Annotated in this window: 24 protein-coding genes and 2 riboswitches; of the genes, 17 read left to right on the top strand and 7 right to left on the bottom strand. The window is 41.3% G+C overall.

The features are described 5' to 3' along the window. Nucleotide 1: 1 nt before the first annotated feature. From MHH31_RS02425 to MHH31_RS02450, 6 genes are all read left to right on the top strand, one after another. Complete coding sequence (locus MHH31_RS02425) at nt 2-2083, top strand: cellulose biosynthesis cyclic di-GMP-binding regulatory protein BcsB (RefSeq protein ID WP_342495237.1); 2082 nt, start codon at nt 2-4, stop codon at nt 2081-2083. Between the two features lie 66 nt (nt 2084-2149). Beyond that, nucleotides 2150-2297, top strand: a riboswitch (cyclic di-AMP (ydaO/yuaA leader). Nucleotides 2298-2409: 112 nt separating this feature from the next. Continuing rightward, entirely contained in the window at nt 2410-4236 is a 1827-nt protein-coding gene (locus MHH31_RS02430) for an APC family permease (RefSeq protein WP_035703793.1), read from the top strand. A gap of 70 nt (nt 4237-4306) precedes the next feature. Further along, nucleotides 4307-6028, top strand: a complete 1722-nt coding sequence (locus MHH31_RS02435; protein ID WP_342495238.1) for a pyruvate oxidase — start codon at nt 4307-4309, stop codon at nt 6026-6028. Nucleotides 6029-6222: 194 nt separating this feature from the next. Beyond that, entirely contained in the window at nt 6223-7749 is a 1527-nt protein-coding gene (locus MHH31_RS02440; RefSeq protein WP_342495485.1) for a T7SS effector LXG polymorphic toxin, read from the top strand. 16 nt (nt 7750-7765) lie between these two features. Next, a complete protein-coding gene (locus tag MHH31_RS02445; RefSeq protein ID WP_035390392.1) occupies nt 7766-8221 on the top strand; it encodes a hypothetical protein in 456 nt (151 codons plus the stop codon). Nucleotides 8222-8301: 80 nt separating this feature from the next. Continuing rightward, nucleotides 8302-8526, top strand: a complete 225-nt coding sequence (locus MHH31_RS02450; RefSeq protein WP_047946989.1) for a hypothetical protein — start codon at nt 8302-8304, stop codon at nt 8524-8526. 39 nt (nt 8527-8565) lie between these two features. Here the strand turns inward: MHH31_RS02450 and MHH31_RS02455 are convergent, their stop codons facing one another. The 4 genes from MHH31_RS02455 to MHH31_RS02470 all read right to left on the bottom strand — a co-directional run bounded on the left by MHH31_RS02455 (nt 8566) and on the right by MHH31_RS02470 (nt 11332). Continuing rightward, nucleotides 8566-8829: a hypothetical protein gene (locus MHH31_RS02455; RefSeq protein WP_008346966.1), complete on the bottom strand. Its 264-nt coding sequence runs from the start codon at nt 8827-8829 to the stop codon at nt 8566-8568. 98 nt (nt 8830-8927) lie between these two features. Next, entirely contained in the window at nt 8928-9497 is a 570-nt protein-coding gene (locus tag MHH31_RS02460; RefSeq protein ID WP_008346964.1) for a GNAT family protein, read from the bottom strand. 67 nt (nt 9498-9564) lie between these two features. Next, entirely contained in the window at nt 9565-10842 is a 1278-nt protein-coding gene (locus tag MHH31_RS02465; protein WP_342495239.1) for an Nramp family divalent metal transporter, read from the bottom strand. 229 nt (nt 10843-11071) lie between these two features. After that, nucleotides 11072-11332 (bottom strand): GlsB/YeaQ/YmgE family stress response membrane protein, encoded by a 261-nt coding sequence (locus MHH31_RS02470; RefSeq protein WP_003214275.1) that lies wholly within the window; start codon nt 11330-11332, stop codon nt 11072-11074. A gap of 156 nt (nt 11333-11488) precedes the next feature. On the opposite strand from MHH31_RS02470, the gene MHH31_RS02475 reads away from it, so the two are divergent. Continuing rightward, nucleotides 11489-12319, top strand: a complete 831-nt coding sequence (locus MHH31_RS02475; protein ID WP_342473889.1) for an EcsC family protein — start codon at nt 11489-11491, stop codon at nt 12317-12319. Between the two features lie 26 nt (nt 12320-12345). On the opposite strand, the gene MHH31_RS02480 is transcribed toward MHH31_RS02475, so the two are convergent. Then, complete coding sequence (locus tag MHH31_RS02480; RefSeq protein ID WP_342495240.1) at nt 12346-13443, bottom strand: TRAP transporter substrate-binding protein; 1098 nt, start codon at nt 13441-13443, stop codon at nt 12346-12348. Nucleotides 13444-13525: 82 nt separating this feature from the next. On the opposite strand from MHH31_RS02480, the gene MHH31_RS02485 reads away from it, so the two are divergent. From MHH31_RS02485 to MHH31_RS02520, 8 genes are all read left to right on the top strand, one after another. Then, nucleotides 13526-15130, top strand: coding sequence for a sensor histidine kinase (locus tag MHH31_RS02485; RefSeq protein ID WP_342495486.1), 1605 nt, complete (start codon nt 13526-13528; stop codon nt 15128-15130). Continuing rightward, on the top strand, nt 15127-15810 hold the full coding sequence (locus tag MHH31_RS02490) for a response regulator (RefSeq protein ID WP_017366653.1): 684 nt from the start codon (nt 15127-15129) through the stop codon (nt 15808-15810). Before MHH31_RS02485 ends, MHH31_RS02490 begins: the two co-directional genes overlap by 4 nt. Before the next feature lie 124 nt (nt 15811-15934). Next, nucleotides 15935-17203, top strand: a complete 1269-nt coding sequence (gene dctP, locus MHH31_RS02495; protein WP_007496516.1) for a C4-dicarboxylate transporter DctP — start codon at nt 15935-15937, stop codon at nt 17201-17203. Nucleotides 17204-17412: 209 nt separating this feature from the next. Next, nucleotides 17413-18435, top strand: coding sequence for an AI-2E family transporter (locus MHH31_RS02500; protein WP_007496515.1), 1023 nt, complete (start codon nt 17413-17415; stop codon nt 18433-18435). Nucleotides 18436-18498: 63 nt separating this feature from the next. Next, nucleotides 18499-18632: riboswitch (cyclic di-AMP (ydaO/yuaA leader) on the top strand. A 77-nt stretch (nt 18633-18709) separates the two neighbouring features. Next, nucleotides 18710-19951, top strand: coding sequence for a dicarboxylate/amino acid:cation symporter (locus tag MHH31_RS02505; protein WP_025206789.1), 1242 nt, complete (start codon nt 18710-18712; stop codon nt 19949-19951). Between the two features lie 126 nt (nt 19952-20077). After that, complete coding sequence (locus MHH31_RS02510; protein WP_041092990.1) at nt 20078-21004, top strand: ABC transporter ATP-binding protein; 927 nt, start codon at nt 20078-20080, stop codon at nt 21002-21004. Continuing rightward, complete coding sequence (locus tag MHH31_RS02515) at nt 20982-21749, top strand: ABC transporter permease (RefSeq protein ID WP_342495241.1); 768 nt, start codon at nt 20982-20984, stop codon at nt 21747-21749. Before MHH31_RS02510 ends, MHH31_RS02515 begins: the two co-directional genes overlap by 23 nt. Before the next feature lie 117 nt (nt 21750-21866). Then, nucleotides 21867-22202 (top strand): hypothetical protein, encoded by a 336-nt coding sequence (locus MHH31_RS02520; protein WP_017366657.1) that lies wholly within the window; start codon nt 21867-21869, stop codon nt 22200-22202. 98 nt (nt 22203-22300) lie between these two features. Here the strand turns inward: MHH31_RS02520 and fbpB are convergent, their stop codons facing one another. Both fbpB and MHH31_RS02530 read right to left on the bottom strand, forming a co-directional pair. After that, entirely contained in the window at nt 22301-22450 is a 150-nt protein-coding gene (fbpB, locus tag MHH31_RS02525; RefSeq protein ID WP_017366658.1) for a Fur-regulated basic protein FbpB, read from the bottom strand. 338 nt (nt 22451-22788) lie between these two features. Beyond that, nucleotides 22789-23109: a thioredoxin family protein gene (locus tag MHH31_RS02530; RefSeq protein WP_008346934.1), complete on the bottom strand. Its 321-nt coding sequence runs from the start codon at nt 23107-23109 to the stop codon at nt 22789-22791. A gap of 185 nt (nt 23110-23294) precedes the next feature. Between MHH31_RS02530 and MHH31_RS02535 the strand changes: the two genes are divergently transcribed. Both MHH31_RS02535 and murF read left to right on the top strand, forming a co-directional pair. Beyond that, nucleotides 23295-24377, top strand: a complete 1083-nt coding sequence (locus tag MHH31_RS02535; RefSeq protein ID WP_039169882.1) for a D-alanine--D-alanine ligase — start codon at nt 23295-23297, stop codon at nt 24375-24377. Nucleotides 24378-24458: 81 nt separating this feature from the next. After that, nucleotides 24459-25823 (top strand): UDP-N-acetylmuramoyl-tripeptide--D-alanyl-D-alanine ligase, encoded by a 1365-nt coding sequence (gene murF / locus MHH31_RS02540; protein WP_024720484.1) that lies wholly within the window; start codon nt 24459-24461, stop codon nt 25821-25823. The last annotated feature ends 23 nt before the right edge of the window (nt 25824-25846 follow it).

A 25846-nucleotide genomic window follows, 5' to 3' on the forward strand; every position in this document is an offset into this window, starting at 1 on the left:
ATTGAAATCGTTAAAATGGTTGATTTATATATTAGGATTATCCTTAGCGATCCAGCCTTTTTTCATGGCAGGTCAAGCAATGGCGCAATCCAACCGAGTTCAAGTCAAAGATGATTGGGTTCAATCTTCAAAAGAAAACAAAACAAAAACGCAGCATCTATCAGAAGACGTAGTGACCTTATATGGACAAGAAGACCGCACTGAATTTACCTATCAAGTGGATCAGGAAAAAACAGAGTCAAGCACATTGACGTTCAATATAGAGGCTTCACCATTATTGATTTCACCTTCCTCATTCACTGTTATGATTGATGGAGAGATCGAAAAGACCATCCCTGTATCAGGGAAAAACCAGAAGAAGTCGATTCAAATCAAGTTGAACAAAGCACAATTGAAAGAAGGTACTCACCGCATTCAGGTCACCTTTTATGGTGTTTTAAAAGAAGGCGTGTGTATCAACCAAGACACACCTGCTAATTGGCTAAAAGTGTATCCTGAAAGTGAACTTACATTCAAAGGAATCCAGACAAAAGATTTCACATTAGATAGCTTTCCATCACCTTTTATTCAAACAGGTGATCAGAAAGAACAGACAGATATTGTAATTCCTAATTCACCGGATGCAGCTGAATTAGAAGCGGCCATCAAAGTATACCGTACGTTGAAAAACAAAGATCGCCAAAAAGAGATCAAACTGATCCAAGAAAAGGACATCAAGCAAGTGGCGCACCCAACGATTGCTGTGGGAGCTAAAGGAAGCTGGGATGGACGGATGAAATCGATTGAACAAGCTGCAGGAATTAAAACAAAAAGCAGTCATCTTACGGTAGTGATGAGAACTTTGACAGCAAAGAAAACAGAACAGCCCATTTTATTTGTGACAGCGGAAAAGCCTGTGACAATCGCTGGAAAAATCAATGTTCTGACTCAGTCAGAATTAACGGATCAACTGACTGGAACAGACCTAGTGCTTCAAAAGGCTGCAGCTCAAACGTCTAAACCATCTTACAAGATTCCTTTGAAAGATTTTGGCGGAGATGATGTCACGGTTGGGACCAACAAGACGGTATCCGACCACTACTATTATCCGAAAGCGCTACTGGCTAACCAAAAATCAGGTGCAAAGCTCAATCTTTCATTCAAAAAATCTGATACAGCGGCAAGCAAAACAGAACGGTTAACTGTTATGATCAATGACGAACCGCACGACGTACCATTAGCAAAACTAGGCAGTAAAGATGCGAATGGATTCTATCATGTCTCGATTCCAGTCGATTCAAAGATACTTCAAAAAAATGAATATATTGATTTGCAATTTGTCACAAGTGGTTTTAAAAACATGGAATCCTGCAGACATACGGATGAAGAAGGCTGGATATTCATTGACAAAGACAGCTCTCTTCAAATACCAGAAGGAACAACGAGTGAAAAGCCAGATTTAGCCGCATGGCCGCTCCCGTTCACTTCGAAAAATACATTGATCATCATACCAGATCAAATCAAACGTGAAACAATCAATCAAATGGCCATGTTGACGGAATCTTTTAGTCAGCCAGAAGTAGCTCAATATCATTTAATGAAAGCTTCTCAAGTGACAAATGAACAATTGAAAAATCACCCTCTCATTTTCATCGGAGGCATTCAAACATTCTCTCTTCTGAAAGAAAAAGCAGCCGATCTCGTTGTTCCGGTGAAAAAGGATCAGTATGATGTATCTTCTTTCGGCATGATCAACGAAACAACGGCTCGAATTGTATGGACGCAGCCATCTGTTTGGAATAAAGAACAGACAATGACAGTCTTTTCAGGAATGACTGCAGCTGAAGCTAACGTGTCAAATGAAGTAATGCAATTTCTTCAAACAAATACAGAAAAAGCAACAGTTGCAATAGAGAGTAAAAACAAAGGCGTGTTTACTAATCATCAATCCGTCAGTAGCACATCGAGCAGTCTGAAAACAAGTGAAAAACAAAGCAGTAGCGAGTCTTGGATTTACTTTGCGTGTATCGCTGCACTCATCCTTTTGGTGCTTGTGATGATTGTCTATTTCGTACGAAAAAACCGTAAAAAGACTGAGTTCTAAACGATCAAAAGACCTTGAAAAAATCTCTTTACTTTGGTGTCAAACGGGAGTATGATCTCTTTTATAAAAGACCAATCGCTGAATCATTTCGATGAGCGGGGGAACCAATTGTGGTGGTATAAAACACCACGTGGGGTGAATCCTTTTAAGGTAGGGCAAAATCTCATGCGCCCGAATCCGTCAGCTAACCTCGTAAGCGTTAAAGAGAGCAAAGACCAACCTGTGATCTAAACAATAGGCACAGGGGCATTCTATTGCCTCTGTGTCTTTTTGGCGATCCAAATTTTGTAACTCAAATCGTTTGACACTAAAGGAGCGGGCATCACATGTACAGTTTGATGAAGCGTATTTTAATTGGTAAACCATTAAAATCACAGGCAGCAGGAGAACAAAAACTATCAAAAATCAAAGCTTTGGCATTATTGTCATCAGACGCATTGTCGTCAGTCGCATACGGTACAGAACAAATCTTAATTGTTCTATCAGTTGTCAGTGCGGCAGCGTTTTGGTACTCACTCCCGATTGCAGGTTGTGTATTAATTCTTTTAATGGCGTTAATTCTATCTTACCGCCAGATTATTTATGCTTATCCAGAAGGCGGCGGGGCGTATGTCGTCTCCAGCAGAAACTTAGGTGAAAAACCAGGGCTGGTTGCGGGGGGATCATTACTCGTCGATTACATTTTAACCGTAGCAGTGAGCATTTCTGCTGGGACCGATGCGATCACATCGGCTTTTCCAGCTCTATATCCATATCATGTCATGATTTCAATCGTATTAGTCCTAGTGATTATGGTGTTAAACCTTCGTGGACTGACAGAGTCGGCATCTATTTTGGCTTATCCTGTGTACCTATTTGTCTTTTCATTGCTCATTTTAATTGGGGTGGGCGGGTTTAAACTATTAACTGGGCAAGTGCCGCCAGCACCTGAACATACAGCGTTTGGTACACATGTATCAGGCATCACGTTATTTCTTTTATTAAAGGCATTTTCGTCTGGCTGTTCTGCTTTAACTGGTGTTGAAGCGATTTCTAATACAATTCCATCCTTTAAAAAACCAGCTGCACAAAATGCAGCGAGAACTTTATTGATGATGGGGGGATTACTGGCCGTTCTATTTGTAGGAGTGACATTGCTTGCGTTTGGTTTTGGCATCTCGCCAAAGCCAGAAGAAACGGTTGTGTCACAGATTGCATCAGACACTTTTGGACGGACATTTTTCTACTATGTCATTCAAGCTGTCACAGCTTTAATTTTAATATTAGCGGCAAACACAGGTTTTTCAGCTTTTCCATTATTGGCTGTCAACTTAGCAAAGGATAAATATATGCCGCGCATGTTTACAGTGAGAGGAGATCGGCTCGGTTATTCCAATGGTATTATCTTTTTAGGTGTAGCTTCTATGCTGCTTATTTGGTTATTTGATGGGAAAACGGAACACCTCATTCCACTTTATGCTGTCGGTGTGTTTATTCCATTTACCTTGTCTCAGACAGGTATGTGTGTAAAGTGGATTCGTGAAAAACCACAGGGATGGAAAGTGAAAATGCCTATCAATATCGTAGGAGCACTTATTTCATTTACGGTTTTCATGATTCTCATTTTGACCAAGTTCCATCTTGTATGGCCGGTATTTGTTTTCATGCCAATTGTTCTATTTATTTTTTATTCTATTAAGAAACATTATCTGTCTGTTGGAGAACAATTACGTTTATTGAATGAAACCGAGCCTGTCGAAATCAAAGGGAATGTGGTCATCGTCCCAATAGCAGGTGTCACACGTGTCGTCGAACAATCTGTTCAATATGCAAAATCCTTATCAGACCAGGTCATAGCGGTTCATGTATCGTTTGATAAAGAGAAAGACAAGAAAATTGAAGCTGATTGGGAAAAGCTGAATAGTGATGTGCGTCTTGTGATTTTACATTCGTCTTATCGAAGTCTCATTCACCCGCTTGATAAGTTTCTTGAAACGATTGAAGCGAAAGCAAATGCGCATCAATATAGAGTGATGGTACTCGTCCCTCAATTTATTCCGAAAAAAAGATGGCACACCATTTTGCATAATCAATCTGCTTTCTTATTAAGGTTCCGTTTATTATGGAAACGGGATATTGTTGTCGCCACTCTTCCATATCACTTTAAAAAGTAACAAGAGCAAGTTGAAACGTTTGATCAAAAGGGTGCGGTGGTATGGAGTAAGAAAAAAGGAGTTTTCTCACATGCCGCAAAGAACCGCAGGAAAAGAAGTAACAGCGCTACTGGAAGAGTGGGGCGTGAAACATATTTATGGAATGCCCGGCGACAGTATTAACGAATTAATCGAAGAACTAAGGCATGAATCAAGCAAAATTCAATTTATACAAACAAGACATGAAGAAGTGGCAGCACTTTCAGCAGCAGCTGATGCGAAACTAACAGGCAAACTTGGTGTTTGTTTATCAATTGCTGGGCCAGGTGCTGTCCACTTATTAAATGGACTATACGATGCAAAAGCGGATGGTGCACCTGTATTAGCGATTGTAGGGCAGGTTGCCTCAACTGAAGTAGGCAGAGATGCATTTCAAGAAATCAAATTAGAGCGGATGTTTGACGATGTTGCTGTCTTTAATCAGCAAGTACAAACAGCAGAAGCTCTGCCTGACTTATTGAATCAAGCCATCAAAGCTGCTTATACCCATAAAGGGGTGGCGGTTCTCACTGTCTCAGATGATTTATTTTCTCAGAAAATTAAGCGGAGTCCCGTTTATACATCACCTCTTTATGTAGAGGGAGATGTGCGGCCGAAGAAAGATCAACTGCTAAAGGCTGCTCAACTCATTAACAATGCGAAGAAGCCAGTCATCTTAGCAGGAAAAGGATTAAGAAATGCTAAAGAAGAACTTCTTTCGTTTGCAGAAAAGGCAGCTGCACCGATCGTCATTACACTTCCAGCAAAAGGTGTTGTTCCAGACAGGCATCCATACTTTTTAGGGAACCTAGGTCAGATCGGGACGAAGCCTGCATATGAAGCAATGGAAGAGTGCGATTTATTAATCATGCTTGGAACCTCCTTCCCATATAGGGATTACTTACCGGAAGACACACCTGCCATTCAATTGGATATCAAACCGGATCAGATCGGTAAAAGATATCCAGTAGAAGTGGGGATTGTAAGTGACAGTAAGACTGGTCTTCATGAACTAACCTCTTATATTGAATATAAAGAGCAGCGCGGTTTCCTTGAAGCTTGTACAGAGCACATGATGAAGTGGCGAGAAGAAATGGATAAGGAAAAATCTATTGCCACATCACCGCTTAAACCGCAGCAAGTCATCGCTAGATTAGAAGAAGCGGTAGATGATGATGCCATTCTTTCAGTTGATGTCGGTAATGTGACGGTATGGATGGCACGTCATTTCGAAATGAAGCAGCAGGATTTCATTATTTCCAGCTGGCTTGCCACAATGGGCTGTGGTTTACCTGGCGCAATATCAGCTAAATTAAATGAACCAAATCGCCAAGCCATTGCTGTCTGTGGTGACGGAGGCTTCACAATGGTGATGCAAGATTTTGTGACGGCGGTAAAATATAAACTGCCAATTGTCGTTGTGATCTTAAACAACAACAACCTTGGTATGATTGAATATGAACAACAGGTAAAAGGCAACATCAACTATGGTATAGAGCTGGAAGATATTGATTTTGCAAAATTTGCAGAAGCGTGCGGTGGTAAAGGAATCTCGGTGTCATCACATGAAGAACTAGCACCAGCCTTTGATCAAGCACTTCAAGCTGAGAAACCTGTGATCATTGATGTTGCGGTGACCAATGAACCACCGTTACCTGGTAAAATCACGTACACACAAGCAGCAGGCTTTAGTAAATATTTATTGAAAAAATTCTTTGAAAAAGGTGAGCTGGATATCCCTCCACTCAAGAAAAGCCTTAAACGCTTTTTCTAAACAGCAGGTAGTCGGTCTTCTAATTAGAAGACTGACTTTTTTTGTTGAATAGGTAAAATCATTTCAATTGTCACTTGTTTTCTTCTATATAAAAATATACAGACTGGATTTTTTGCAACTTAAAGCCTATTTTTCCAATTCGGTGAGAAAGGTAAAATAGACTTTATGATCAATAATGGAGGGAGTGGCTTAATCTGGGCAAGATACTTGATGCAAAAGCACTAACCAGTGCCATGGATACAAGGGCAAAACACTATCAGGAACTCCGCGAACAAATGATAGATTTAAAAAAGGCATTACAAGGTGTTGCCAATCTCGGTGACGACTTCACTGGAAAAGGTGCCGATAACATTAAAAGCTTCTACAAAGAACTCGCCGGAAATGTGGACATGTTTATTAGCTTCATTGATAAACAAAAAGCCTTTCATGAAGGTGTTTCTGGAACGCTTGATGATACAAATTTTGGCGGCGACACCTTTGTTGAAGAACACTTTTTAGACAATGCCGTTCATATGGGCATCAAAAACGCCAAAAGCATTGTAAAAGATCAAAAAAAGGCACTCAAAACCATTTTTCAAGATATAGATGACCTCATTTCACTAGAGGTATTTGATAGCCAAACTTTTGATGAAAAAATAGAAGATGCGGAATACGAGCGAAAAAAGACAGTGAAAGACCTAAGAGAACTTGATCAAAATCTAAAAGATGAATATGCTTTGTCAGAGACGGAGCAGCAGGCTACAATGGCATTGTACGCAGAAATGATCAATGCCACAAATGACGGAAAGTCCATTTCGCCTATGAATTTTGACAAGAAAGCGTATCAAAATAGCGAAATCTACAAGGCAAAAAGCGATATTGAGAAGCAAACTTCTGAATATCTAAAAATCAAAAAAGATCAAGAAGAAGCCCGCAAGATTGCAAAGGAACAAGAAGCACTAGCCAACCGTCCGTGGTATGAAAAAACTCTTGATTACGGAGGAAATATTGTCAATGAACTGACAGGCGTGAACGATGCAAAACGTGCCGCAACAGGTGTCGATCCGATCACAGGTGAAGAACTCACCGCAGGCCAGCGAGTCGCCGCAGGCGGCATGGCAGCAGCAGGATACATCCCGATCGTCGGCTGGGCAGGACGCATTTTCAAAGGCGGTAAAGCCGTTTATAAAACGACTCAAGCCACCTCAGCCGCAGTAAGAGCGGTCGACATTTACAAGACATCACAGAAGTCTTTCGATGCGTTGAAAACATCACAAAAAGGCTTATATGGCCTCACCGCAACAAACGGCTTCAGTGAAGCGATTACGGGTCGAGATATGTTTGGAAATAAAGTCTCGAAAGAACAGCAGGAAGCGAGTATGAATGCGGCTTTGGGGATGCTTTTGCCGTTTGGGGCGAAGGGAGTTAAAAGTAATTTAGATTCCATTAAAAAGCCCAAATATATCCCGAAAGATATAAATGGTAAAAATGCGAGTCTGCCAAAATACGAGAATGGGAAGTTAATCAATGGAACGGTTCATAAACCAGATTCACAGTTTCCTCATACGCAAATTGGTTATAGGAAAGGGCGTAAAGAGGGGTACATTCAAACCCTCGAATGGGGAAAAGATGGTACGCCGATACAAAGAACAGATTGGACGGATCATGGTAGAGGTGATCACACAAATCCACACTCTCATCTTGCGGTCTTTAAGGATGGATCATGGAGTTTTAAAGAATAATTTGGAGGAGATTTGAATGGGTGTAAAGGAATCAGCGTTTCTATTAAAAATAAGAGGTAGGGAATATTTTAACGATGAATTATCTTGCTTAGGTGATCAACTTGCTGAGATTCTTTTGTGTATTAAGGAATTTAAACAGGATTATCAATGGTATGTATTTGATGTCTTTGGTTCGACTCATTCTTCTCTTTTTGAGCTATTCCCAAGCCAAGATTTGAGTGTAATGTCAACAGATCAATTAATAGATAGTGTAAGACAAGTTGTTCAATTTGAATCAGGTGTCTTTATAGGATTTCAAAAAGGTTTACAGATTGAATGGGATTTGAATTCAATGCCTGAAACAGAAGAAGATGAGGGCATCCAACACTCTTTAGCAGATATTGAAATTAGAGCATTCGATTTTTCTTACTTTGAAGTTTATGGTAATGATGTGGAAATTGAGAAACACCTGGTTCATAACCTGAATAAGTGAGAGAATTTCAATACGTTGTTGAGTATAAATGTATCTTAAAAACGAGGCTAATAAACCACCACAAAAAAGGGGAATAAACCATGCTATGGATTTTCACACAAAACGAACAAAGTTTCGTTAATGTTCACGAAGTCACAGTAACCGGTAAAAAGATTGAAGGGTTTATCGCTGGCAGTGATTCTTGGGTCAAGACGCTCGGCAAGTATGACTCAAATGATCGAGCGTTAGAGATCCTTCAAGACATTGTGAAAGTAATTGAAAAAAACCCAAATGGTACGATGACCTATCGAATGCCTCAGCAGTAAAAAAGAAACCACCTTTCCATCGCGAAAAGGTGGTTTTGTTTATGAAGGTGTTTTGGTAAAGGCTAAAAATAACGGGATGCCTGTGCCGACAAGTGTAGTGGCGAATAGGAACATACCGCAAATGAATAGAAAATGACTGGCTGAAAAGACGAGTGCCAGAATGAGAAACACGATGCTGAGTCCTGCCATGCTATATGATGGGACAAAGCGGCGTTTGTATGTGGCTTTCTTTGTTAGGAATGAGAAGAAAATGCCAAATAATAAAGGGACAATCCATAAGTAAAATAAAATAATAAGAGACATACATCATACCTCGATTTTTCCTTCTATTTTATCAGATGCCAATCACAACGGATACTACAAAGCTTCACTTTGTAAAATAGTTCATGCAATCGACACAATTAAGTGGGCTGATTGATCGAATTCGTTTTTTGTTTCATATATTCAGGCTGTAAAAGTGCGTACACACAGTGATCGGCAAAGTGGTCGCCCAGCCATTCACATTGTCTTAATATGCCTTCAAGTGAAAAAGATAAACGCTCTGCGATGCGTCTACTTTTTTGATTATCAACAGCGGCCCTTATTTCAATGCGATGCAGACCGCACTCTTCAAATAAATAGTGAATGACCGCTTTGCATGCTTTTGTCATGATGCCTTTTCCTTGATAGCCTTCCCCGAGCCAATAGCCAATGGAAACCGTCCGATTAATCCAATGAATTTGGTGGGTGCCAATGATACCAACGAGTTCTCCATGTGACCAGATTCCAGCCTGAAAACCATTGTTTTGCAAAGCTTGCTGCATGGCACCTTGAATAAACGCCATGCTGTCTTCTTCTGTCTGCGTCGAATCGACCCATAGCATCCATTCACGTAAGTGCTCTCTTGAGCGTTGGATGAGCAGATACAGACTTCTCGCGTCTCTTGGTTCAAGCAGCCGCATGGATAGATCTTGATCCTGATAAAAAAACATGTGATCACATCCTCTCAAGGGAAATTCTACCACAACCCGATATAAAAGACAGCCTAATCACTGTCTTTTACATAAACGTATCCACAATTAAAAACACATTAAGTGCGACAACAAGAGCTGCTATCACCCAAGATATTCCGGTCACCCAGCGAGCATTCGTCAAATCGCCCATAATTCGTTTTTTACTTGTAAACAAAATGAGCGGAATTAAAGCAAACGCAATTCCAAATGATAAGACCACTTGACTCATCACAAGCGCAGATGTCGGATTGACTCCAGATGCAATGATCGCAATAGGTGGAATGATGGTAATCAGCCGGCGGACATACAGCGGAATTCGGTACTGAATAAAACCTTGCATAATAATATCGCCTGACAGTGTACCGACAGAAGAACTGGAAAGCCCGGCTACAAGCAGACCTACACCAAATAAGATCGCTGATACAGGACCTGCGAGAGTTCCAAAATGCTGAAATGCTACATCTAAATCCTCAATAAAAAGACCATTTTTAAAAAATAAAGCAGCTGCTACAATCAACATGCTGGCATTGATGGCGCCAGCAACTACCATCGCAATGAGGATGTCTAAAAACTCAAAACGAAAAATCAGCTTTTTCTCTTTTTCCGTTCTGCCGACGACTCTTCTTTGCGTTAAGGCTGAATGGAGATAGATCGCATGCGGCATCACCGTAGCGCCTAAAATACCAGCGGCAAGCAGTACGCTGTCTGTCCCTTCAAACCTTGGAATGAACAGTCCACCGGCGACACTTGCAAGATCAGGTTTGGCGACAAAGGTTTGTACAGCGAAAGCAATCACGACAACAAACAGCATGCCGGTAATTCCTGCTTCTAACGCTCGATAACCTCGTCTTTGGAGCTCTAAAATGGCAAAAGAACCGATCGCTGCAATAATCGATGCTTCAAGCAGCGGGATACGAAAGAGTAAGTATAAACCAAGGGCAGCCCCGATAAATTCGGCTAAATCTGTGGCGATAATGACGAGTTCGCCCTGAATCCATAAACCAATCGAGACTGGTTTTGGAAACTCTTCTCGAGCAATTTCAGGTAAATTTTTCCCTGTTGCGATTCCAAGCTTTGCAGACAAAGACTGGATGAGTAAGGCCATGAGATTGGATATGAGAATGACCCATAACAGAAGGTAGCCATATTTCGAGCCAGCTGCAATGTTGGTCGCAAAGTTTCCTGGATCAATATAGGCAATGGCGGCGATAAAAGCAGGCCCGAGAAAAGGAAGGAGCCTTCTAAATCCTTTCACCTTTCCTTCAAGTGCACGCTCCGCTGCCACTGACATGTGGGCTTGTGCCTCGATGTATTTGTTTGTCATATGTCATCACCTAGATTCTACAAAGTTTTGCTTTGGCACAAAAAGTTTCCTCGATGCAATTTTTAATCATCATATGCCCATCTTCATGAAAAGTCAACTATCTGAACTAATAGGTTTGTTTATCATATGTAAGTGAAAAAAATAGATACCTTGTCAATCAACACATAAAAAACACCGCCTCTTATCTTAGGCGGTGCATCCTCTGCTTCCTCTTCTTTTGTATCGTTTTTTAAGAAACCCTTGATCCAACGCTGCGGAAGATCAAGCTTAAAATAATGACGAAAATGGCTGCTCCTAAGATCGCTGGAATGATCGCAAATCCTGCCAGACTAGGACCCCACGTTCCAAGTAATCCATGACCAATCCAAGCACCTGCAAGCCCAGCAATCATTGAACCGATCCAGCCTCCTGGTACACTGCCTCCAGCGAGTGCACTCCCAATGAGACCAATGACAATCGCCACAACTAATGAAATCAGAAATCCTAACATGTTGATCACTCCTCTTTTGTTTGTTTACTAAGCAATAACCGTTTTAAAAGAGATTAAAACCTTTCGGAACCGCTTCAATGTTCGATACATATGATGGACAAGGATTGTGTATAATAACAGACATATACTTGAACGGCATCTAAGGAGGCAAATGGCATGGAGGAAAGAGAGTGGCTAAAAGCACAATTAAAAGAGATTGAAAAATGGGAGAAAGACCAGCAAAAGGTATGGTTTTGGGAGAAACTTAGCCGGCTTCCATTTCAAATGCTGGACAAGCTGACCCCTGCCTTTATTCAAAAGAAAATCGGTGTGTTATTAGATGAGATGGGGCACTACATTCAATCAGGCGGTGTCTATTTGACGTCAGAGAAAGGCATTATTCATCAATTTCAAAAGAAATGTGCCGATGAATCGATTCAGCGTATTGAAGATATTGAGGCGGCTCCGATCGAGGTTATGGATGTCATTAGTGATCAGATGGGGAAAAACCGAACAAACCTCGCCACTGTACAAGGTGCGACAACAGGTGTCGGAGGTATGTTTACATTAGCGGCAGATATTCCGGCTGTCCTCGGTCTCTCTTTAAAAACATTACAGGATATCGCCGTCACCTATGGCTATGATCCGAAAAATAAAGAAGAACGAGTCTTTATCATTAAATGTTTACAGCTGAATTCTGCTGACGTTGTTGGGAAAAAATCAATATTAAAAGAGCTGAAGAGCTATCATGCATCAGAAGGGAAGCACGAAAACATGATCTCTCAAATTCAAGGATGGCGTGAGGTCGTATATAACTACCGTGATTCGTTTGGCTGGAAGAAGCTGTTTCAACTTGTCCCAATTGCGGGGATTTTGTTTGGTGCAGCGTCCAACCGCTCACAGTTAAAAGGAATTGCCGAAACAGGCATCATGCAATATCGAAAGCGCAGAATATTAACAAGATTAGAGGAGCTCGCTCAGCAAGAACAGCGTGACTCCGGCGCATAAAAAAATCCCTTTCTCGAAGGGATTTTTTATTTGGTCTCAGCATCTTCTTCAAACGCTTGAATCGGAGAATATTCATAGCGTGCCCGGAGCTCGCGGATTTGTTTGATCAAGGTGGAACCGATGATCCTTTCTGCTTCATCATATAAAGGATCGAGCGCCTTCATCCATTTTTGCCGCTCTGCTGGTGTTAATTCGTGTATGGCAATTGGAGATTCGCGTTTAATATCCTCCAGCTGATCCTTATTCATCTGTTCTGCATGTTTTTCGTTCCATGCCGTTGTTTCTTCCATCGCTTCGAGTAAAATTCGCTTCGTCTCAGGTGTTTGACGATCAAAAAAGGATTGATCTGTTAAGACGACATATCCTAAATACCCGTGATTACTGATCGTCATATAGTCTTGTATATGATAGAATTTTTTTGAATAAATATTTGAAATTGTATTTTCTTCACCATCTACTTTTTTTGTTTCTAGCAGCTGAAATGTTGAATTAAACGATTCCTGATAGGGTTTTGCGCCAAGAAGCTTGAATTGCTTTTCAATCATGTCACTTTGCATAATACGGAGAGATTGCTTTTTTAAATCACTAGGCTGCTTGATTGGGCCTTTATTCGAAGTGATTTGCTTAAAGCCATTTGTCCAGTAGGCCATTCCCTTTAGTCCGTCTTTTTGCAGTGTGCCGAACAGTCTCTGTCCAATCGCACCATGTAACCCTTCTTGGACAGCAGCGTAGTTAGAAAAGGCAAAGGGCAGATCAAGTGCCAGCCATTCAGGGGACAGCATGCCGAGCTTTGACGTAGACGGAGCAATAAATTGAACTTGATTCTCTTTTAGTGCATTAATTTCTTCAATATCAGAATAAAGACTCCCGTTTGAAAAGATTTGAATGCTGATCCTGCCGTCGGATTTTTCATGAACAAGCTCAGCAAATTTCTTTGCAGCCAGCCCTTTTGGGGTATTATCTGCGACAACATGGCTGAATTTGAACACAAGCTGATCCTTCAGCCCAGTCTGTTCATCGTCGAAGGTCGTCGCTGATTTAGGCATCATATGATAAAAACCAAAGTATAAAGCGGTTACAAAACCGATGATGAGCAATAGCGTATAGGCGAGTAAATTCTTCATGCGTCAGATCCCCCTTATGTCAAGGATACTTGACAGAGGAAGAATTCGTAAAGATACAGGTGAAAAAATGATGAGAAATCGACTGAAATTACAACAATTATCTATTAGATGGAAGCTCACCATCCTCACATATTTCGTTGTCATTTTTGCCCTTTTAATCGGAGGAATTGTTCTAGTCGGGGGAATTCAGCAAACAGAGGAACGAGAACTTCGAAAAAGGCTCATGAACACGGCAAGGACAGTAGCTGAGATGAATGAGGTAAAGCAGGCATTGGATGATCAGACAAAGGAGCGTGCTCGGTTGCAGCATGCCATTGAAGAGATTCGGATTATCCAAGATGCTGACTACATTGTTGTCATGGATATGGATCACGTGCGATTGACACATCCAGTAAAAACAAGGATTGGCCAGCGCTCTGAGGGGACAGATGAAGAACCTGCCTTTGCAGAGCATATCTATTTCTCAGAAGCACAGGGAGAGCTTGGCACAGCCATTAGAGCCTTTTATCCAGTAAAAGATGAAAAATTTAACCAAACAGGGGTTGTACTAGTCGGAAGAACATTGCCGAGTATGGCAGATATATTAGGAGAAATGAAGCAGGATATCCTCATGATCCTTTTGCTCACGCTCAGCTTTGGTCTTGTCGGTTCATTTTTGCTCGCCCGTCATATTAAACAGCAAATGTTTAAGCTGGAGCCGCATGAGATTGTCAGAATGCTAGAGGAACGCACCGCTACCTTTCACTCCATTAATGAAGGGGTCATTGCCATTGATAACCAGCACATGATCACCATTTTTAATGAAAAAGCAAAGCAAATTTTCAGCGTGACAGGTGATGTAGTGGGCCGAAATATTTGGGATGTGCTGTCAGATACAAGGCTTCCAGAAATCATTGACCGCGCAGAACCCGTCTACAATGAAGAAATTCATATGAGCGGAAAGCGGATCATGAGCAGCCGAATTCCAATTGTGATGAAAAAGAAAATCATCGGAGCGGTTGCGATTTTTCAGGACCGGACAGAGGCGGCCAAATTGGCGGAGGAATTAACCGGGGTGAAGAACTTCGTTGATGGCCTGCGGGTGCAAAATCATGAACATATGAATAAGCTTCATACAATTGCGGGATTAATTCAGCTGGGGAAAGCCGATCAAGCACTCGATTTAGCGTTTCAAACGACCGAAGAGCAGGAGCATGTGACGGACTTTCTCCACCGTGTGATACAGCATGACGCAGTGGCAGGTTTATTGATGAGCAAGATAAGAAGGGGCAAGGAGCTTGGAATCAAGGTTGAAGTAGATGAAAATAGCAGTCTGCGCGATTTCCCAGAGCGGCTGGATCAGCATGATATGACGAAGCTACTTGGCAACCTGATCGAGAACGCCTTTGCCGCGTATGATACTGTAGGAAGAGACACAAAACTTATTTCTATTAGTATTGATCAAACAGAGGATGTCCTTGCGATCTTAATTGAAGATTATGGATCTGGAATAGAAGAGGACATGATTCCTCATATTTTCGACAAAGGCTTTACTCACGGTAAAGAAGGCGGAACAGGCTACGGACTGTATATTGTAAAAACGATTATCGACAAAGGGATGGGAAATGTAGAAGTCACATCAAGCATCGGCATTGGTACCACCTTCTCAATCGAATTCCCAATGACAATAGAGGAGAGAGACAGATGACTCAGATTAAGGTGCTATTAATTGAAGATGACCCGATGGTGCAAGAAGTCAATAGAGAGTTCATTAAGAGCGTCCCTGGCTTTCAAGTTGCGGCTGTAGCAGGAAATGGCGAGCAGGGCATCCAGCTGATCAAAGACATTCGCCCAGATCTTGTGGTGCTCGATGTGTATATGCCTAAAAAAGATGGCGTCAAAACACTGCAAGACATCAGAAAGCAAAAGATGCAGGTGGATGTGATTGTTATTTCGGCAGCAAAGGACAAAGAGACGATCGGCACCATGCTTCAAAATGGTGCCCGAGATTATATTATTAAGCCATTTAAGTTTGAACGGATGAAAGAATCTCTTGAAAGCTATAAAGCGTTCAAATCAAAAATTCGTACCGCAGCAGAATTTTCTCAAGAGATGCTCGATGATATCATACGAAAGCCTGCAGTTAAGCAGGAAGAGACATGGCTTCCTAAGGGGCTGAATGTGCATACGATGAATGAAATTAAAGCCTATATGCGTCTGCAAGAAGGAGCGCAGTCTGCAGAGGAAGTCGCCAATGCACTTGGGATTGCACGTGTCACGGCACGCCGTTATTTAGACTTCCTTGTAAAAGAAGGCGAGCTGAAATTAGATATGCAATATGGCGGGGTCGGACGCCCTGTGAATAAATATATCGTACATTCTGACTAAGAGACCAAAAAGACCAAAATGTACGATATGTCCATAAGCTTCACAGCCTTTGATGAAATCGCTATCATTTACCTACAGATAACAGTTAAGCGTTTACATCAAAGGGTGAGGGAGTTGATTTTTTATGAAGAGGCTATTGAAGAACCTGACATTTCAGGTCATTGCAGCTGTCATTATCGGGATCATTGTTGGGATGGTTTGGCCAAACGTCGGGAAAGAAATGAAGCCGCTTGGTGACACATTTATTAATGCAGTGAAAATGGTCATTGCACCCATTATTTTCTTAACCATCGTACTTGGGATTGCCAAGATGGGGGATATGAAAAAGGTTGGAAAAGTTGGGGGAAAAGCTTTTATCTATTTTGAAGTTGTGACGACGCTTGCGCTTGTCATCGGACTGTTCGTGGTCAATATCATGAAGCCGGGAGCAGGTCTTGACTATAGTAAGCTTGAAAAAGGGGATGTCTCGCAATATACCCAAAATGGGGGACAGGGTATCGACTGGATGGAGTTTGTCACACACATTGTGCCATCTAACATGGTAGATGCCTTTGCAAAGGGAGATATTTTACAGGTCTTATTCTTCTCTATTTTATTCGGTGTTGCGCTCGCTGCACTTGGCGAGAAGGGGAAAGGCATCATCGAATGGCTTGATAAACTGTCGCTTGTCTTCTTTAAAATCATTGGTTACATCATGCGTGCCGCGCCATTAGGGGCATTTGGAGCAATGGCTTATACAATCGGACACTTCGGTTTAGCTTCAATTAAACCACTGGCTAGTCTGATGCTTTCCGTTTATATGACGATGTTCCTGTTTATTTTCGTCGTGCTGAACATCATTTGTAAAATGTATGGCTTCAGCCTGTTCGGTTACCTCCGTTTTATCAAAGATGAAATTTTAATTGTTCTTGGCACAAGTTCTTCAGAATCTGTCCTGCCAAGAATGATGGATAAAATGGAACGCTACGGGTGCTCTAAGTCGGTTGTTGGACTTGTCATTCCGACAGGCTATTCCTTTAACTTAGATGGAACCTCAATCTACTTGTCCATGGCCGTGGTCTTCTTAGCGCAAGTGTTTGGGGTGGATCTATCCATCGGACAGCAGATCACGATTATCCTTGTTCTGATGCTCACATCAAAGGGAGCAGCTGGAGTCACAGGAAGCGGATTTATCGTGCTAGCTTCTACACTTGCTGCACTTCAGGTTATCCCGCTAGAAGGTCTTGCACTGCTATTAGGGGTAGACCGTTTCATGAGTGAAGGAAGAGCGATTACGAACCTGATTGGAAATGGAATTGCTACAATTGTTGTAGCGAAAAGTGAAGGGGAATTTGACGAAGCGAAGAGTAAAACAGCGCTACAGGAAATGCGAAATATAAAGCAGGCTGTTTAGTATAAAAACAACCAAAAACCGAAACCTTATGTCTACATGGGGTTCGGTTTTTTCTTGTGTAAAAAAAGAAAAAACATAAAAGCTTGATTAATTTAGGACGAATCGTAAGACCTCATTGACCTTTTGTTATATAATTTACAGAAAGATCCGATATAATGAATATGAGATCCAACGAAAAATAGACTTTAGTCCTGGCAGGTGTGTAACGTATGGCGGCATTTTTTAAATTGTTCGAAAAACCTGGTGTCAAGAGGTTTTCAGTATTTGTAGTATTAGCCACAGCATTATATCTATTAAGAGGAATGATGAATTTAATCCTCCTGACCTTCATTTTCACTTTTTTAATGAACCGGTTAGAAGAGGTCATAAGAGGCTTTTTAAATCGCTTCCTGAAAATAGGACAGAAATCAGTCATCACCATTTTGTACATCCTTCTGGCTGGTGGATTGACGTTTGGCGGCTTTGTGTTTGTGCCCATCATTGCTAAACAGGTGGAACAGTTATTTCATTTAGGGAAAAAGATTGCAGATCATCCACAAGATTTACCCTTCTTTGACGTCGTCACCAATGTGTTCGGAGATTTCAAAATATCTTCTTTCTTCGAGAAAGGGTTTAATTTCCTCTATACATACTTAACAGATTTCAGCACGTTCAGTATCCAGGTCATTATGTCCTTAATATTAAGCATGTTCTTCCTGTTCGAAAAGGAACGCCTCATTCAATTCATGAATAAGTTCAAAACGAGTAAAATCTCCGTGTTCTATCATGAAATTGCCTTCTTTGGACGTAAGTTTTCCAGAACATTTGGTAAGGTACTTGAAGCACAGTTCATCATTGCAACAGTTAACTGTGTCTTAACGACAATTGCGCTTGGCATTATGGGCTTTCCGCAATTATTTGGATTAGCAGTCATGGTCTTCTTGTTAGGTTTAATTCCGGTAGCGGGTGTGGTCATCTCCCTCGTTCCACTCAGCATCATTGCGTATACACTTGGAGGCGGAATGTACGTCCTATATATTGTGCTGGTGATCGTGATCATCCATGCCATTGAAGCCTACTTCTTAAATCCGAAGCTCATGTCAGCTAAAACAGAGCTCCCTATTTTCTTCACGTTTATTGTCCTGATCTTTTCTGAACACTATATTGGCATTTGGGGACTGATTATCGGCATCCCAATCTTTGTGTTTATCTTAGATATCTTGGAGGTCACGAATAAGGAAGAAAGTAATTAAAAAGTTCATATGAACCTGTTTACAATTTTCTAAAAATAAGGTATAAATAGTATGAAAATATCATATTACCACACGCTTAATCCTTCTAAAGGAATGGGGGACCCAAGTTTTTGGGGTGAATTTTTCTTATTTAAGAAAAAAGGACATCTCTTCGTCCTAACCCGTCAGCTAACCTCATCAGCGTGAAGAGAGTAGACAGTGGTACACGTATGGACACGCAGGCCCACGAGAAGACTCTCTCGTGGGCCTTTTTGACGAGGAAGGGGAGATTTTATTGAAGCTTGCGACGAAAATTATTATTGCTTTAATTGTAGGTGCAATCACAGGACTACTGCTCAACATTTTTGCTCCAAATGTATTCAAAGTGTTAGACCCTTATCTATTTACACCTCTAGGTCAAATCTTCTTAAACCTGATTAAAATGTTAGTTGTACCGATTGTCTTCTTTTCGATCACACTTGGTGTAGCAGGCCTTGGCGATCCGAAAAAACTTGGCAGAATCGGCGTAAAAACCATTACTTACTTTCTACTCACTACAACTTTTGCCATCATTATTGGCATTTCATTGGCCTTACTTATTAAGCCAGGCGCATTTGGCAATTTTGATACGAAAGCGGCAGAATATTCCGCTGAGGAAGCCCCATCAATGGCAGATACACTACTCAATATTATTCCAACCAATCCAGTCCAATCTCTAGTTGAAGGAAATATGCTTCAAATTATCGTCTTCTGTGTATTTTTAGGTCTTGGCATTGCCTTGCTCGGTAAAAAAACAGAAGGTTTGCTGAAGCTGTTTGAACAAGGAAATGAATTAATGATGTATCTTGTCGGTGTTGTGATGAAATTCGCACCGTACGGGACATTCGGTTTGATCGCAACGGCAATTGGCAGTCAGGGGCTCGATGCCATGAAAGCGATGGGACTTTACTTCTCAGTCGTCTTAATTGCGCTGATCTTGCATTTCTTCCTGACCTATGGGTCAACCGTTGCCCTATTAGCTAAACGAAATCCAATGGCATTCTTCAAAGGATTTTCTCCAGCGATGGTTGTGGCATTTAGTACATCAAGCAGTAACGCAGTACTGCCAGTATCAATGGAAACAGCTCAAAAGCGTTTGAAGGTGCCAGAACCTATTTCAAGCTTTGTGCAGCCGCTAGGTGCGACCATTAATATGGATGGTACAGCGATCATGCAAGGGGTTGCGACTATTTTTATCGCACAAGTGTATGGAGTTGAATTAACCCTTGTTCAAATGCTGACAGTTGTCTTAACGGCAGTACTAGCAAGTATTGGCACAGCAGGTGTCCCAGGGGTAGGGCTCATCATGCTAGCCATGGTTTTAAATTCCGTGAATCTTCCTGTTGAGGGCATTGCGCTGATCCTTGGCATAGACCGCTTATTAGACATGGCAAGAACCGTGGTCAATATTACAGGTGACGCAGCATGTGCGGTGATTGTTTCTGAAACCGAGAAGAAACATGAGAAGGAAGCACCAACACCTAATTTATCACTGTAACAACAAAAAGGGCTGACTGGATCAGCCCTTTTTTTCGTGGAACGGCTTGTCTAGCGTGATATACTTTTTACAGGATGAGCGGCCGTAACTGCCGCCATAGGTTTTACATCAGAAGGAGGAACCACTTTGCAGTCTGCTGTTCTACACATAGAGAACGTCGATAAACAAATTGGCCGGCATCAAATTTTACAACATATTTCGATGGACATTAGGCAAGGGGAAATTGTCGGTTTACTTGGACCAAATGGGTCTGGAAAAACGACCTTGATTCGATTGATTGTTGGCTTGATGAAAAAAAACAACGGCCGGATCATCATTAATGGATATTCTCAAGATGATGATCATCTAAAGGCGATGTCATCTGTTGGGGCGATCATAGAAAATCCGGAATTTTATTCATATTTAACAGGTTTTGAAAACCTTGAGCTGTATGCGTCTATGCATGATGGAGTTTCAGAAGAGCGCATTTTTGAAGTGGTAAAAAGAGTTCGTCTGGAGCACGCCATTCACCAGAAGGTCAAAACGTATTCACTAGGGATGAAACAAAGGCTCGGGATTGCACAAGCCATTTTGCATAAGCCCAATCTGCTCATTTTAGATGAACCAACAAATGGGCTTGATCCCGCAGGAATGAAGGAGTTTCGAGAGCACTTGCAAATGCTTGTACAAGAAGAAGGTGTCTCTGTGTTATTTGCTACACATCTTTTGCATGAAGTAGAAGAGCTTTGTGACCGCATGATCATCATCCAAAAAGGACAGATCAAAGCCAATACAAACCTTCGCGACATGGAAGGAAAAGAGCAGGTGCTGATGAATATTCAGCCAGTAGAAAAGGCAGTTTCATGGCTAGATACGCAAGGATATACATATGAACAAAGGGATCAGCATGTGCTGGTTCAACTGAATAAAGACCGTGTGCCGGAGCTGAATAAACAGCTTGTCTTAGCAGAATTTGATGTACTTGAAATGACGCCTCAAAAACAATCAATTGAAGAGGCCTTTATGAAATGGACGGAAGGCGGGACGGCAGATGCTTCAACTCATCAAGAATGAACATAAAAAAATCACGAGACAAAAGATCACATTCATTGCACTTGGACTGATTGTTGTCTTTCAATTGACGATGGCTCTAGCATTGAAACAAGTCATTTCCGGGCTTGGCGGGCAAGATACAGTCGCGAACTATTTTGCTTATTCCACGAATGTTGTGTTTATTTTACAAGTGTTCGCTGTCGTGATTGGCGCCACATTGATCTCAACAGAGTTTCAAAAAAGAACCATCAAGTTCTTGTTGATCCGGCCAAAGACAAGGCTTCATATTTTCTTGTCAAAATACATCACTCTTGTGCTGATGGTCCTTTACCTGTTTGTTTTTTATTATGTGTTCGCTTTTCTTTTTGGCCTTATTTTCTTTGGTACTGATTTTGATGAAAGCACTGGGCGGTTATTTCTGCACACATTTGCTGTGATTGGATCACAGTGGGTGGAAGTGGTCATGATGGCAAGCTTTGCTTTTCTGTGCTCAAGTTTGTTTAGAAACAGTCTGATTGCACTTGTGACTTCATTTTTCGTCTTATACGCGGCGAAATCACTAGTGTCGATCATGTCTCTGTTAGAAAATCAGTGGGGGAAAATTCTACTTTTCGCTAATACGGACTTCACACAATACAGTTTTCAAGGTCCGCCGCTCTTTCAGGGCATGAGCCCTCTGTTTTCGCTATTCATTGTAGGGGCGCATTTCGTTTTCTTTGTTGGTGCTGCTTGGCTCCTTTTTTGGAAGCGTGATGTAAATGTGTAAAAATTGTGTCAAATAACAAGAAAAATTCGTGACATCTTTGTGAAAACGAGTCTGTATTTCACGATAACCGGCTGATTTTGTCTTATAATAAGACAGAGTCATGGAGGTGGCACTATCGTGAAAAATTTTATTACGGCTTTACCTATTTTGCTGCTGTTGTCGTTTTCGTTTGTGTCTTTTGCCTTCCAGTTTGATCATCTTGTTTATTTCAGACTAGCGCTAGGGATCTTTTCATTAGCGGGTCTTTTCTTTCTGTATACACTTAAAAGAAACATGAAATGGTTCATGGTCTATTTATATGCGAGCTGGATCGTTCTTGCTGCCGTTACGACATTTGAAGAACCCGTGTTTTCACAATTCTTCTTCGGTGGTTTAACGATGACAATGGGTTATCTAACATATATGCTCATCTATTTAGGAATGAAGCAAGACCGTGTAGCGAAATCACATTAAAACAAAAGCCGATAAAATCGAAGAATAGATTTTATCGGCTTTTTCTTTTCTTCAGGCAAATAAAAAAGCAGCCATCTGTTTGACTGCTCTTCTTGTGTTTATGATTCACGTCCAGCAGCGGCAAGCTGCTTCTGGTGCTTTTTGTCGATGGTTGCGTATATACTTTCCATCATCTTAGGGTCTCGCATGATCGCTTCTTTGTTTTCTTCAATCAATTGCTGATACGTTTTGATTTTCTTCTTAGACATGTAACTCAACGCTCCTTTGGTAGAATGGACTCTATAAGATTTCACACAGATGAAATTGATAATCATTTTCAATTAGCATCTCCATTATACAAAGCAGAATGTCATAAGTAAAGATTCAATTCAGAAAATTCACGTAACCGACATATTCCCATCCATATCGACGATGAATTCTTTCCCAGGAAATAATCCGCTGTCAAACCTTGTCATGAAATCAGATCAAACATTCCTGTCGATGTTGAAACATTTTAGCCGCACATCTCGTCTTATGAAGAGATTTGATTTAAAAGGATATAAAAAAGACACCAGCATGAGTTGGCTAATGTCTCCATTCAAATGAGTTATGAAACGTGTTCTTGAAGAAACTCTGTTACTTCTTCAGGTGATTTAGCGTTGGCACTGTGTAAATGACCTGTTTTTTCGCCATTTTTGAAAATTAACAGGCTAGGAATTCCCATGACCTGATACGTTTCCGCTAACTCAGGAAAGTCGTCTTTGTTTATTTCAAACCATTCATTCTGAGCATAAGCCTCTAAGATGTCTGGAATGAACATGTCCATTCTAGTGCAATCAGGGCACCATGTCGCAAAGAATTTAACGATGACCTCTTTGTCTGATTGAATGATTTCGTTGAATTGTTCAGTGCTTGTAATTTTTTTCAATTTGTCACAACTCCTTTTCAATGTCATTTTAATATAAAATAAAGGCGAATGACATACAAATGCTCGGGGGGGCGCTTACAACCTTTACAAATCATTTCAATTCCGTAACAACAAAAATTAATTAGAGCATTTTTGCTTGAAAGTGATAAGATAGTAAAGATGAATTTTAGTGGGGGGAGTATCCATTGAAAATAAGTTTAGGATTGGTTTACGGCGGAAAGTCAGCCGAACATAATGTATCACTGCAAACAGCCCTTGCAGTTACGAAAGCACTTAACACTGAGAAGTTCGATATACATCCAATTTATATTACAGAAGAGGGCGAATGGCTAAGAGGAGAAAAACTCACTGAACCAGTATCAAACGTCAAAATGCTTCAATTTGAACAAAATGCAAAGACGTTTTTACCAACTTCTTTAAATGAAAGCATGTTTCCACAACCTGCATCTGCTGATGAAAAGATTGATGTTGTCTTTCCATTGCTACATGGGCCAAATGGTGAAGATGGGACCATGCAAGGGTTACTTGAACTAATGAATATCCCGTATGTCGGTAACGGCGTTCTTGCGTCTGCTGCGGGTATGGATAAAGTCATGATGAAAGATGTGTTTGCTCAAGCTGGGCTTGCGCAGGCAAAGCATCTTTCCTTCAATAAAAAGGATTATGAGAAAGCCATATCAGACAGTCTAGAACAGGTAGAAGCAGTTCTCGGGTATCCTTGTTTTGTGAAACCTGCCAACATGGGATCAAGTGTCGGAATTAGTAAATGCCGCAGCAAAGAAGAGCTGCAAACAGCATTTGATTTGGCTTTCCAATATGATCGTCGTGTTGTTGTGGAAGAAGGCGTTGTAGGACGAGAAATCGAAATTGGTGTATTAGGAAATGACGAGCCGAAATGCTCAGTCGTTGGTGAAATTGCACCTAAAACAGATTTTTATGACTACAAAGCAAAATATGAAGATGGCGATACAGATTTGATCATTCCTGCGAGTGTGTCAGAGGAAGAGTACAAGACGATTCACGATATGGCGATTAAGGCATTTAAAGCCATTGATGGATCTGGCCTCGTACGTGCAGATTTCTTCCTAACAGAAGAAGGCGAAGTGCTGATCAATGAAGTGAATACAATGCCAGGGTTCACACCTTTTAGTATGTTCCCGCTGCTTTGGAAACATACTGGTGTAGAGTATCCTGAGCTAATTGAGAAGCTGGTGTCACTTGCAATTGAACGCCATCAAGAAAAACAAACCATTAAAACCACTTTTTAATGTAAGAAGCAAGCAGACACTATCCTACAGGTAGTGTCTCTTTTCCTTCAAACGTGAAATGAGAAAGAGAGGCGAAAAAACATGATCAAACGTACAGTGAAACAAGTTGCCCAAATGGCTGGTGGCACATTATCGAATGAAGCTTTTGGCGAAGAACAGATACACGGAGTGACAACAGATACACGAAAAGTATCAAAAGGCGCACTATTTATCCCGCTTATTGGGGAACATTTTAACGGTCACACTTTTGCTTCAAAAGCAGTGGAGCTTGGAGCGGCAGCGGTTCTTTGGAATCAAACAGAAGCGAATCCACCGTTCGGTGTACCTGTCATACTTGTAGAGGATACTTTGACAGCACTCCAACAGCTTGCAAAATCATATTTAAAAGAGGAAAACCCTCGAGTTGTCGGTATTACTGGAAGTAATGGCAAAACAACGACGAAAGATATGATCCATTCTGTCCTACAAACGACATACAGAGTCCACAAAACAGATGGCAACTTTAATAATCACATTGGACTTCCACTGACCATCCTTGCGATGCCAGAAGGAACCGAGATTGCTGTACTAGAGATGGGCATGAGTGCAAAAGGGGAAATCGAATTTTTATCTAAACTCGCTGAACCTGATGCAGCTGTCATCACGAATATTGGAGAATCTCATATGCAGGATTTAGGATCAAGAGAAGCCATTGCAGATGCAAAATGTGAGATCACAAAAGGGTTAAAAGAGGATGGGACTTTTTATTATTTAGGAGACGAGCCTTTACTCCGCCAAAGAGCAAATGCCCTGGCACGCAGCGTAAAAACGTTTGGAGAATCAGAGGACTGTGATATCAAGGTGATTCACATCCACCAACTCGCTGAAGGCACTGAATTTCAAGTGGAGGGATATGCTCAAGGGTTTCTCATTCCTGTATTAGGGAAACACAATGTAAAGAATGCTCTTGCAGCTATTGCAATCGGTCAGCATTTCGGTTTGAATGAAAGACAAATTGCCCAAGGGCTAATGCAAACGAAATTGACAGGCATGCGTTTAGAACTGTTTAAAACAGATAAGGGCATCACGGTTATCAACGATGCGTATAATGCGAGTCCTACGTCAATGAAAGCAGCGATTGATCTTGTAGGAGATATGGATGGCTTTGCTAATCGCATACTCGTTCTCGGAGATATGCTGGAGATGGGCAGTGAAGAAGAGACCTATCATTTTGAAGTAGGGGAGTACATCAAGCCTGAGTTTATTGATCATGTTTTAACGTTTGGTCGTCTTGGCGCATTCATTGCTGAAGGAGCGAAGAAAGCATTTGGAGACGACCGCGTGTCTTCTTATATGGACAAAGAAGAACTGAAGAAAAAACTAGCGGATGTGGCAGGACCTGACGATGTCGTTCTGGTCAAAGCTTCCCGTGGCATGAGATTGGAAGACGTTATTACTGCACTATAAATCAGATCGGCAAAGAAGGTGAC

The organism is Bacillus sp. FSL K6-1033 (assembly GCF_038630765.1).
GTDB classification, from domain to species: Bacteria; Bacillota; Bacilli; order Bacillales; family Bacillaceae; genus Bacillus; species Bacillus altitudinis.

Bases quoted from the DNA above. Each gene is read 5' to 3' on its own strand.
- MHH31_RS02460 (WP_008346964.1), bottom strand. From the start codon at position 9,497: ATGTTTTTTTATCAGGATCAAGATCTATCCATGCGGCTGCTTGAACCA.
- MHH31_RS02470 (WP_003214275.1), bottom strand. From the start codon at position 11,332: ATGTTAGGATTTCTGATTTCATTAGTTGTGGCGATTGTCATTGGTCTC.
- MHH31_RS02500 (WP_007496515.1), top strand. From the start codon at position 17,413: ATGGCGGCATTTTTTAAATTGTTCGAAAAACCTGGTGTCAAGAGGTTT.
- MHH31_RS02515 (WP_342495241.1), top strand. From the start codon at position 20,982: ATGCTTCAACTCATCAAGAATGAACATAAAAAAATCACGAGACAAAAG.
- MHH31_RS02455 (WP_008346966.1), bottom strand. From the start codon at position 8,829: ATGTCTCTTATTATTTTATTTTACTTATGGATTGTCCCTTTATTATTT.
- MHH31_RS02490 (WP_017366653.1), top strand. From the start codon at position 15,127: ATGACTCAGATTAAGGTGCTATTAATTGAAGATGACCCGATGGTGCAA.
- MHH31_RS02475 (WP_342473889.1), top strand. From the start codon at position 11,489: ATGGAGGAAAGAGAGTGGCTAAAAGCACAATTAAAAGAGATTGAAAAA.
- MHH31_RS02480 (WP_342495240.1), bottom strand. From the start codon at position 13,443: ATGAAGAATTTACTCGCCTATACGCTATTGCTCATCATCGGTTTTGTA.
- fbpB (WP_017366658.1), bottom strand. From the start codon at position 22,450: ATGTCTAAGAAGAAAATCAAAACGTATCAGCAATTGATTGAAGAAAAC.
- MHH31_RS02430 (WP_035703793.1), top strand. From the start codon at position 2,410: ATGTACAGTTTGATGAAGCGTATTTTAATTGGTAAACCATTAAAATCA.
- MHH31_RS02445 (WP_035390392.1), top strand. From the start codon at position 7,766: ATGGGTGTAAAGGAATCAGCGTTTCTATTAAAAATAAGAGGTAGGGAA.
- dctP (WP_007496516.1), top strand. From the start codon at position 15,935: ATGAAGAGGCTATTGAAGAACCTGACATTTCAGGTCATTGCAGCTGTC.
- MHH31_RS02435 (WP_342495238.1), top strand. From the start codon at position 4,307: ATGCCGCAAAGAACCGCAGGAAAAGAAGTAACAGCGCTACTGGAAGAG.
- murF (WP_024720484.1), top strand. From the start codon at position 24,459: ATGATCAAACGTACAGTGAAACAAGTTGCCCAAATGGCTGGTGGCACA.
- MHH31_RS02450 (WP_047946989.1), top strand. From the start codon at position 8,302: ATGCTATGGATTTTCACACAAAACGAACAAAGTTTCGTTAATGTTCAC.
- MHH31_RS02465 (WP_342495239.1), bottom strand. From the start codon at position 10,842: ATGACAAACAAATACATCGAGGCACAAGCCCACATGTCAGTGGCAGCG.